Here is a 12,429-nt window from a genome sequence, read left to right as displayed (position 1 = left end):
AAATTTATCTTTTATGAAGTCAATGTATACAAAAATTGCAGGATTTGCTTTAATGAGTGTACTAGCTATGATGGTCATTCCTAGTAGTCTAGGCACATCACAAAGTGAACACACTTTCTACGGTGCAGCAACAATGATACAAAAAAATGCAGCTGGACAAGAAATATTCTCACAAACAATTCACAATAGAATTGTAGATACTGGCGAGGAATTCTTGCTTGATCAAACCTTCCAAGATTCTGTAACAGTTGCTGATAACATACAAATCGGTTCTATCTGTATTAGTGATGCTGCTTCACCTACTATCGCCGAAGCAGAAACAGCAGCTGATTTTGACGGTGATAATGGAATGACAGAGAATAATTGTAAGGAAGATACAACTGTAACCACTTCAAGTGGTACTGCAGTAATTGGTTCTTTACAATTTACTTGTGGTGGAACAAACTGTGCTGACAACGATACAATCACAGCAATTGGAATATGTCAAAACGATGCCGATGACGATGGCGATTTTAATGACTGCGCCACCGAAGGAATTCTATTTGCTGTAGTTGATGTGACAGATACACAGTTGGCTACATCTGAAACCGTAGATATCACATACACCTTTGACATTAGTTCTAGTGGTAACTAGAACTCTTTTTTTCTTTTTTTAAAAGATAAATCTAGCTTATTATGGTAAATAATATGAGTCAAAGAAAAGATATTATAATTTTGGTTATAGTTGCCATATCTGTGATTATGGCATTTTTTTACCTTGATGTTGGCAATTCCTTGTTTGGCACAATCATTAATCCTTTAACTCCCGTAAACTTTGACGATGTTTTCCCAAGAAATATTGTAAAAAATGGTATTCCTATAACTCTTTTAGAACAAAATGGAGACTCTTGTAAAATGTATGGTGAAAAATTTTTTCAAATTATAAATCATACATATTTTACACGTTCTCAAGAATTAGTGCATAAATTGCAGTATAATCATGATGAACACACATTGATTATTCCATGTGATCAAATTACAGATGAAAAATCACGATTAGAAGTGTGGTATGTAGTTCCAGAGTCTGACAAACATGCTACAAAATATGCCTATTGGATTACTCCTTGGGAAGAGACTCTCTTGCCACAAAAATAACTTTTTCATATTAATACATGATTTAGTTTTGTGATGTTATCTTGATCATTAAAAGTCTGATCCAAGTTCAAATTTTTATCTGAAATTATTTTTACAATTAATAAAATTCATCTATATTTTTTATATCACTGAATTATTTCTAATTGCTTCTTCATTGTCTTTAGATATTCTGTATGAAATTTTTTACAAACATCTAAACGAATTTTTTAATTACTATCGTAACAACTTTTATCACAACGTATACAAACTAAGCAATTTTCCCCCCATAGACAAAATTTATCTCAAAACTTCGTTTGTCAGTTTCCCAAATCTGGGAACTGGTATTCTTAGATCACTTAAAATATTAGATGTTATTTATCCATGGTGTAACAAATTTGAAAGTAATTATTATTTTTGCATTGATTGTTTTTTCTATTGTTGGTCTGAATAATTCCTATGCAGATTCTTCAATAAATTTAGAGGCATCTCAGGACAGCTATCTTAGAAAAGGTGCTTCAAATACAAATGAGGGCGCAAACTGGAATTTAATAGTTAAGGCAGGAGGAGATAATCAAGCATTGGTATCTTTTGATTTAACTGGAATCTCGACTGTTCCAGATCATGCTACTTTAGAATTGTTTGCTGTTAATAATGGTGATAATTGGGGCAAGGAAGGACGCGATATTACTCTTCATAGAGTATTGGCAACTTGGACTGAAGGAAATGGCTTTAACACTAAACCTGGAAACCTGAAAAACTCTGATATTAAAGATTTCAAATATCGTGGTGATGGTGATGGTGTAACATCAAATTGCTCTGTTGATACAAATATCGATAACGGTAAGGCTGATTGTGAAAACAAGTGGAAACACGGTAGTATTGATGTAGTTGAAACTCCTACTGACTATATGACCATCTTTAAGAATTTTAAAGGTAATGACAAGAAAGATCTGCCCATGACCGAGTCTACTATTGGTTGGGTATCATTTGACATTACTGCAGACTTGAATTCTTGTGTTAACGAGAATGTTGAAACATGCAGTTGGATGATCCAGAAGTTTGATCATAAAGCAGGTAGAATTGAATTTGCTTCAACTGAAGGTGCTATAAACAGATACAATGATGAATTTGGTGAAAATGTCGCACCTAGAATTAATATTGTAATTCCAGAAATTCCACAGTCATCTGTTTTGTTTGCTGACAAGGATGCATATCTTAGAGGAGCTGGTAATACCAACGAAGGAGCAAACTGGTCTATGAGTGTTCAAGCTGGTGGTACAAAGCATTCTCTAGTTTCATTTGATCTGGACTCATATACTGGTAATCAGGTAAGCAATGCTAAGTTACAATTGTATGTTACCTTTAATGGTCAAAATTGGGGAAATGAGGGACGTGATATTGGTATAAATAGATTAACCATGAATTGGGCTGAAGGAAATGGTTTCAATCAGAGACCTGATGATTTTAAACAATCTGAATTTATTGCTGCTGGAGGTATCTTAGACAGAGGTGTTGGAGAAGGAGTTACAAATAATTGTGCTATTGATTTAGATATATCAAATGGTGCTGCTGATTGTGATCTAGATTGGAAAGATGCACAGCTAGCTGTATTTGATAAAGACAATCCTACTGATACTTTGACAATATTCAAAGACTTTGATGGCAATAATCAACTACCACCAACCATTGCTACATCTGGATGGATGGAATTTGATGTCACTTCTGATGTCAATATGTTTCTAGCTGGAGATTCACCAAACTACGGATGGATAATACAACGTCTAGAAAGTGGTGCTGGAAATATCGATTTTGCAACAACTGAGAGAGCTACTCATTTTAATGAAGACATTGCACCAAGATTAATTTTAGATCAATAAATCTTTCATACTTCATTTTAGGATATGAGATGTTAAGTAAAGAAGATTACAGTTAGAATCTTTCTTAATTTGTGCCCCTCACGTTATCGTTATTGAAATTGAATGTAAGTGTTAAAACATAAGTGGAATCTTTAGCTATACGTATCCTTACAAGACACTGAAAGATATGAAAATATAGAACTGTTATTTTGTTTTATCCTAAGAAGGCTAACTGTTTGATTTGTTTGCTGCGAATCAAATTGTAATATATTATTGAAAAACTAGACGATCATTTTCATACCATAATTATTTTTTCTATTAGACAGCAACCAAGCTCACTTAGGCTTAGAATACTGTCGATTATCTTCAAATCGCTTGTAATCCATAGAAATACTGTGTGTTTAGAATTATTTTTTATAGCATTTTTGATTCTTTTTCAAATTCTTTGATAGAGATATTCTTACAATCATTATACAAATTTTTTTGTCATTACATTCAAACAATCTATTATAATATCACCCAACACTAAATCAATTATTTCCCATACCATTACCAAGAATTCTATTATATCTAATGTAATGGTCAAGTAATGATTATTTGTATACAAGAAAGCAAATATTGATAGTTAACTCCATATGAAAATAAAACTAAAGAAAAAATTGATAAATTAATTTGTAAAATAACAGTATGAATTGATGCTTGATGGTTACAAAAGAATCTACCCTAATGTAAAAATTCATACATTAAAAGATCTTTTAATCACATCCAAACTTGAATAAGGGAAAAATATGATCTCTGCATAATTTCTCAAGAACACAACAATCTTTTTTTATAAATGGTTATGTATTTTTCTTATATTTTTTACTACCAATTATTGAAAAATCTTTTCTCATATTTTGATGTAAACGTAATATTTCCACACTTTGGAATCGTACTAAATTTCAAATAATTTTTTTAATGTTTTCTTGTAATCTTTCATAATTCTTATTGAGATTTTGTATAATTCAAAATATTTTTTCTTTTTTTAATGCCATTGGATAATGTTGCATTGATTGGCCTTTTTTGTATCTCTACAGCTATTATTCACAATAAAATCCAGCCTTCCAATACGGTATCTTTTAGATTTGATAATGCCAATTTGGCATCATATTTCCCCTAAACATTCCTCTCTTCTTAATGGGAAAAATTATGACTGTTTTGTTATGGGTAATCGACTATTTCAGAAAAGAAATCTTGGATTTTTTGTAATTGCGATGATCCTGATCTCTGTTGTATCTGTGACCACTCCTCAGTTTAGCATATTGATGTATTCTGATAATACCAATATTCAATCATCCTCTACTCTGCAAAATGATTATGTTGAAATACATGATACTGTATTATTGCAAAAAAATCATAATGTGATTCCTGTTTTAAATTCTGAAAATTATGATCCATCACATGATACGATTACAATTTCTGATCACGTAATTTTGACTAAAACAATCCCAGTTAGCAATACAATATTTGCGCCACTTGCAATAATGGGGAGAATATTTGAGCAACCAACTATAATTAACAATTTTGATTCTTCTTATGATATTTCTCTCTTTCAAGATGTTTTTCAATATCAATCTGTTCTTGCACCTAACTTTAATTTAATTTCCATTTTATCATCATCTGAATTCTTCCAACCTGATTTCTTATCTGATTATGCATCTCAACAATCACAAGATCTGATGTGGTCAGATAATGTTTTGATCATATTCATCATTCCTTTAGTAGGATATGTTTTTTTACGTGTTGATGGTTCTCAATTTAAGCTTTATAATTATAAAAAAGCTGTTTGTTATTCTTTTGTAGTACTTTTACTTTCATCTGCAATTATTACTCCATTTTCAATTTCAACAAACTATTGGGGCCAAGCTTTTGCTGAAGAATCGTCAATTGATGTCCCTGTCAACGCCACTACCATTGCACCTGTCAACTCCACTACCATTGCACCTGTCAACGCCACTACCATTGCACCTGTCAACGCCACTACCATTGCACCTGTCAACGCCACTACCATTGCACCTGTCAACGCCACTACCATTGCACCTGTCAACGCCACTACCATTGATGTCCCTGTATCTGATACACCAACGATAACTGATAATGCAAGTGTTGCCAGAACAATATCGATTTCTGATGTACCAACAATCACAGACTCTGCTATTGAAGATTATGATCACACATTTTTACTATCTTTGGACTTTGAGAATGATGATAATGTTGTTAGCAAAGTGTCAAAACAACTGGTTGGCAATAACACTGTAGCGAAGTTAGATGGCTCTGATGATTTTATTACAATCAAAAACCAAACCAAGACTGATACACTATCAGAATTTACTCTCTCCTTGTGGATAAAACCAGATTATACAAATGGTTCACCGGAATTTACGCTCATAAGTAAAACTGGTTCATTTTCAGCTAATCTCAACAACAAGATTTCTCCAGAAAAGATAGCAAAATTCTCCGTCTACGATGGTATGAAATGGAAATCCGTCGAATCTACTTCCCAAATTAACGATGAATGGACGCATGTAGCTGCAACATTTAATGGTACTAACATATCCATATTTGTAAATGGAGTAATGGAAGAAACTACCATTTTAGAAGGAGTACTCTCACTTGCTGTCGACGGCAAGCTTGAAACAAAGTCATTTGATAACATTCATTCTTCTGAAGACATTGTAGTAGGTGCTTATCTTACAAGTAAACAAGAAACTAAAATAACTAATAAGTTTTCAGGATACATTAATGACGTATCGCTCTTTTCCAAGAAATTAACACAACACGATATTTTACGTATGTATGAAAATCAAAAGTCAGATTATACATACCAAGAAAAATCTATAGACGAACTACTAGCAGAGATTATTGCATCTGCAAACCAAACTTCACTTGAATCTATTCCTATGGATTCTGTTACATCATCAATTTTTGCACTTGATATGCCTACAATACATGATTTGGCAACCAAAAACTCAAAAGCAATTACTACTGAAACCCATCTTGAACATGATGTTATTGAGATAAACAAATCAGTAACCTGGACACAAACCGTATCGTTATCTAATCAATCAAGAACGATTGCAATAGAGCTTCCTTCTGATGCTGAAATTACTAGAGCATCTACCAATGAAAACAATACAGAATCCATATTGTATGAATCTGATGAACCGTTAGATGGATCTATGATATTCAAAGACAACACATCGGATTTACCTGATAGATTATTCTCCAATACTGAGAAGATTAGAATTATGGACCAACATGAAATTCAAGTTACTACCATTAGTACAAACAATACTGGCAGTGATGCCACCACAAACTCTACATATGTAGATCTAGATGAAATAGACACCATTACAAAATCTACAGTTTCATCTAGTGTTCCGTTAGTACCAAACAACATAACTAATTCAAGTAATTTTGATGTTGAAGATTCTGTACATGAAAATTCCATGTACTTTGTATCAAACAAAACACAATCAGATAATACCACAACTGCAAAGATGGTACCTGTTGTATTACTTCAAGATAAGATGCCTGAGCTACTTCAAAAAGATAAACCAACAAAACTACTTGTCGTAAATAATACTGCCACAAAGGTGGATCTTACCTTTAAGACTCCTGCCCCATATACTACCGAAAAAGATCAATCTACTGAAAACATATACAACAAGAAAGTGACAGTAGCTCACGAATCAACACTGCATTATAGTAATGTCAAATCATATTCAGATATTCCAGAACGACTGGTCAAGGCAGGAGTCGAATTTAAGCTGTTCTGGAATATAGATGGCATCAAGACTAACGTGACCCATGATTCCAGATTTCATGTGGAATATGTAGATACGGATGGAAACGGTATTGCTAATCAGATGCAATGGATTGTTCCACAATTATCTGAGCAAGAATTTGAGATTGAAGCAGATATTGTAATAATTAATGTGCAGTCTTATCCTGTAGTTGGCGGAAACTGGACAGTCAACTTTACCACAATAGGCACTGCTGATCTAATCATCACTGCAGTGGATGGTACGACATTTGGGGATGGATTGCCTGATGATCTTAAATTCCTAGAACTACATGACGGAACACAATATCTTACTCCAATTATTAATGGAAATATTATAACATATCTAAACTATTCAAGTACAGAGACTGGATTTGAATTATCTGAGGTCATTACTCATGGAAAACATCATCTAATGTTCCAGTTTGGAAACGATACGCAATATGCACACAACAGTGCCACATCGCAGAACATGTTGGTATATAGGGAAAATGATGATACGTCTATCCCACAATACAAAACTCAAACACAATCTGGTGGGTTTGGATCAGAGTCAAACGCTAATGATGTAACAGGAGTTGTTGATACAGTTAGAATTGTTGCAAAACCTGATAATAATTCTAATGAAAAGATACTGTGTGTTGGAGATGGTTCATCTGATCTTAATTGTCAAGTGTGGAATGGTGTTAGTTGGAGTGCAGTAACTGAATTTAGTGCAAATATAGCAACTCAGCGTGCATTTAGTTTAGCCTACATTAACAGTACGCACGCCATGGTTTGCTATCGTGAGCCTACTAATACAAACATCCCTTATTGTGACATATGGAATGGTTCCAATTGGAATACTTCAGCTGATGCATTAAATGTTGGCGGTGCTCTAAACACCATGCGACTTATCGCTGATCCTAATAGCAATTATGTTGCTTTGATGACAAGAGATGGTGGTAACGATGTGAACGCACAAATCTTTGATGGTGTATCTTGGAGTAATCTTATTGAAGTAGAAGCCAATGCAGGTGGTTGTGGTCCTTGTTTCTCATATGATGGTAGATGGGAATCATCTTCTGCTGATTTCCTTGCAGTATGGTATGATAATGATAATGGTGTTAATAATCTACAATCTATGGAATTTGACAAGAGTACCGGATGGTCTGGCACAACAGATAGTGATACTGTAACTGTCGTAACTGGAATAAGTACTGGCAGCACTATTGTACATGTTGAATCTTCTGCTAATCCATCTTCTACTAGTGATCAAATTATAGTTGCAGTTGCTGGCGGTGGTAATGATTTGCTTAAAACAAATGTGTGGAATGGTGCTACTTGGGGAACGCAGATTACACAGTCTTCAGATATAAATGCAGATGGAGATACAAATGATGTTTCTACTACCAATCATCTTTTTGATATTGAATATGAGGGAAATGGTGATCAAGCTCTTTTGGTTTATGGTCAATCTAACAACAATCTTTTCTATAGAACATATTCGATTGCAGGAGGAACTTGGAGTACACAACAAGACATACCTGATAATTCTGATGGGGGAGAACAATGGCAGCTAGCTGCTGATCCTGCTCTAGATGATATTATGCTTACAACCGTAGGTGTATCTGGTTCTAATAATGCAGATGTTGAGACCAATCTGTGGAGTGGTAGTTCTTGGGGAAGCTGGACTAATCATGAAACCAGCGGTAACTCTGGTTCTCAAACAGCATGGTTTGTTTTTGGTGGTTCAGCTATTACGAATCATGACCCAATCTCAGTATCTGATGCACCAACTATATCTGACTCTGCTGCTCTAGTAGAGCATCACGTCGTACCAGCATCTGACACACCAACCATAACTGACAGTTCCAACATAGTCAAAATGTTCATTCTATCTGTATCTGATGCACCAACCATATCTGATGCTGCCACCATGAACAAGGCAATCTCACTATCTGATGCACCAACAATAACTGACAGTTCCAACATAGTCAAAATGTTCATTCTATCAGTATCTGATGCACCAACCATATCTGACTCTGCTGCTCTAGTAGAGCATCACGTCGTACCAGTATCTGACACCCCAACCATAACTGATAGCGCTACAATGAATACAACAATTTCTGTATCTGATGCACCAACCATATCTGACTCTGCCACCATGAACAAGGCAATCTCACTATCTGATGCGCCAACAATAACTGATAGCGCTGATGTACAGGCCGGAATTGTAGTGTTTGACACGCCAACCATATCTGACTCTGCCACCATGAACAAGGCAATCTCACTATCTGATGCACCAACAATATCTGACTCTGCCACTCTAGTAGAGCATCACGTCTTACCAGTATCTGATGCACCAACAATATCTGACTCTGCCACCATGAACAAGGCAATCTCACTATCTGATGCGCCAACAATAACTGATAGCGCTGATGTACAGGCCGGAATTGTAGTGTTTGACACGCCAACAATATCTGACTCTGCCACTCTAGTAGAGCATCACGTCGTATCTGTATCTGACACACCAACAATAACTGACAGTTCCAACATAGTCAAAATGTTCATTCTATCACTATCTGACACACCAACAGTATCTGATGCTGCCACCATGAACAAGGCAATCTCGCTAACTGACACACCAGCAATCTCAGATAATGCAAGCACCGATGCAATATTATTGATAACTGACACACCAACAGTATCTGATGCTGCCACCATTGTTGAAAGTCACTTTATTTCAGTCACTGACACATCAGCAATCACCGATTCTGCTAATCTAGTCAACATGTTCCAAATTTCAGTCACTGATGCACCAACCATATCTGATGCTGCCACCATGAACAAGGTAATCTCACTATCTGACACACCAACCATAACTGACAACTCAAACATAGTCAAAATGTTCATCCTATCGCTATCTGATGCACCAACCATATCTGATGCTGCCACCATGAACAAGGTAATCTCACTATCTGACACACCAACCATAACTGACAACTCAAACATAGTCAAAATGTTCATCCTATCGCTATCTGACACACCAACAGTATCTGATGCTGCCACCATTGTTGAAAGTCACTTTATTTCAGTCACTGACACACCAGCAATCTCAGATAATGCAAGCACCGATGCAATATTATTGATAACTGACACACCAACAGTATCTGATGCTGCCACCATTGTTGAAAGTCACTTTATTTCAGTCACTGACACACCAGCAATCACCGATTCTGCTAATCTAGTCAACATGTTCCAAATTTCAGTCACTGACACACCAGCAATCACCGACTCAATCACTCTAGTTCAATTACATATACTACAAGTCACTGACACGATTACAATTTCTGATAGTGTAATTAAAATAAAAACACCAACTACTGTTACCGCTACTAATCCAATTACTATTACTCCATCATCTAATACTAAAACCATTACCGTTGCAGCAGCTAATTCTGTAATTGTACTTCCTTCAGGGGGACTTACTTCATCTACAATCAATGTTAAAACTACAGGTGATACTTTCTTAGACTCTAGTAGTCTTGCAGCTACAACTGCAACAACAAAAGTTGTAACATATGACTCTGGATTTACAGTTAACCGTGACGAAAATAATGATACTAATCTAGAAGTAACAACAACATTCTTTGATAATACTAAGGTATCTGGTACAAATACTTGGGATGGTAAAATTAAGTTACTTACTGCTACTACAGCAACTATTCCAACTTCTAGTTCTACAATAAATGGTGTTACTACAACTACCACATATGAAACACCTGCAATAGTAATAGAACTTGGATCTACTCAACGTTTATCTCTCGATAAACCTATACGACTAGAATTCCCAGCACAAGGCAATAAAGGACTTTCTGCATTCTTCAAACAAGGCTCTGAACCAGCCAAAATTATAACCACTGTTTGTGTTGGTGATACTCTTGCTGCAATTGATGGTGTTAACGGAGCAGGTCAACTCAAAGCTGATGAAGAATGTTGGAAAGATGATGGTGATAAAATCTACATTTATTCTTTCCACATGACATCATTTGGTGTATCAAGAGGTACTTCGTCTTCATCAGGTACATCTTCAGACTCATCTTCTAGTGGCAGCAGCAGTGGCGGTGGTCGTACAGGTGTAAGTACAAGTGCAAGTGCTGCTGGTGGATTTGGCGGTATTTTAAGTTCCCCACTTGCAATCAATGAGATTTCTTATGACAAATGTTCAGACAATATGGCAAGAATTATAGTTTCAAGTGATGCTGATACTCCACCAACAGTTAGAGTATCTACTGCAAAATCTGGAGTTGTATTTGGAACATTAGCTGAAATACAACCATATGCTGAACTCAACGAATTCTCTACTGTTGATAGATATCTCTATGAAGTACCAATTTCATCTGATGAATCATTTATGATGATAGTTGTTACAGAAGAAATAGGAACAAAATCCAACGTTATTCAAACTTCAATGAAACTACTTTCATGTGAAGGAACTACAGTAATTGTTCCACTCCCAGAAGATATACTACCCAAAGTTTCAGAATCTAATGTAAGAATATTTGATACTACAATTCAGATTGGTAACGATACTAGAATTGATGTAACTGAATCAGAATTCCAATTTATCAGTGGTCAAGACTTGAGGGTTTCTGCAATAATTGATAGTGATACTTTGCTAAAACGTGTAGAACTCAGATCAATTATCATGGGAGAACCAGATGATAAATTTATGTCAGTTCTGATGGATGTACAATCTTTGTTTGTCTCAAACTCTACGAGCTTAGTTAGCGGAGTAATCCCATCAATTATCATGGTAGAACCTGGTATGAAATATTGGTTACACGTCACTGATGAGAATGGTAGTGTTTCAGAATCCACTCATTACAACATTGGTGTAAATCCAACTACAGTATCTGATGTTGCAATTGAAGTAGACGTACCAACAATCATTCCATCTGGTTCAACAATCAAACCAGAATTTTACATATTCAATGAGAATTCCCCAACATATGGAATTGTCTCACTAGTAGTTGATGGGGATATAGTCTCAAAGAAATCCCAACTATTTGGCACAGGACAAACTCAAATAATATTTAACTGGAATATTCCAAAATCTAATGACTTCATTACATATGACTTTGAAGTAAAAGTGGACTTGTATGATATTACAATTATTACAGAATCTGTGCTAGTTTCCAGTCATCCAAAAACTATCTCAGTAGCAACATCTGACATGCCTGTATTGCAAGTAATCACTCAAGATGGACAAGTGTTGGTTGATCCTGCTCTAGTTTATGCATCTAATGCTAATTCTGAATTGAGGTTCAAAGTAACTGATCCTCAAGGACAATGTATCATCGGTGGTGGAGATGAATGTATAGTTAAAGACAACACTCTTGGTAAACGTGGTGGATTAGAAAGTATTCCATATGGAGAGCAGATACTTAGAGTCAAGTATAGTGGTGCAGATAACCCACTTGAGAGATTCATAATTACTTCAATTGATCCAATTATTGGTCAATGGAATGTAACACTTGAAAGTGATGATGAATTTGTACAACAAGCACATGCATCAGAAGACCCAATTGTAAAGATAACATACAGATATCATTCTGAAACAATTAGTGCTAAATCACAATGATTATCTATTTT

Annotated in this window: 4 protein-coding genes; all 4 read left to right on the top strand. The window is 35.3% G+C overall.

The features are described from left to right. Positions 1-22: 22 nt before the first annotated feature. The 4 genes from ACW9W4_RS02430 (at position 23) to ACW9W4_RS02415 (ending at position 12,418) form a co-directional block, all read left to right on the top strand. The gene (locus ACW9W4_RS02430) at positions 23-634 is read left to right on the top strand and encodes a hypothetical protein (protein WP_457760931.1); all 612 of its coding nucleotides are present in this window, start codon (positions 23-25) and stop codon (positions 632-634) included. 53 nt (positions 635-687) lie between these two features. Beyond that, entirely contained in the window at positions 688-1,134 is a 447-nt protein-coding gene (locus tag ACW9W4_RS02425) for a hypothetical protein (protein WP_457760930.1), read from the top strand. A 374-nt stretch (positions 1,135-1,508) separates the two neighbouring features. Continuing rightward, a complete protein-coding gene (locus tag ACW9W4_RS02420) occupies positions 1,509-2,990 on the top strand; it encodes a DNRLRE domain-containing protein (RefSeq protein ID WP_457760929.1) in 1,482 nt (493 codons plus the stop codon). A 1,181-nt stretch (positions 2,991-4,171) separates the two neighbouring features. Next, positions 4,172-12,418, top strand: coding sequence for a LamG-like jellyroll fold domain-containing protein (locus ACW9W4_RS02415; RefSeq protein WP_457760928.1), 8,247 nt, complete (start codon positions 4,172-4,174; stop codon positions 12,416-12,418). Positions 12,419-12,429: the final 11 nt, after the last annotated feature.

Source organism: Candidatus Nitrosopumilus sp. bin_7KS (genome assembly GCF_054095835.1).
This window is presented reverse-complemented; position numbering and strand designations above follow the sequence as displayed.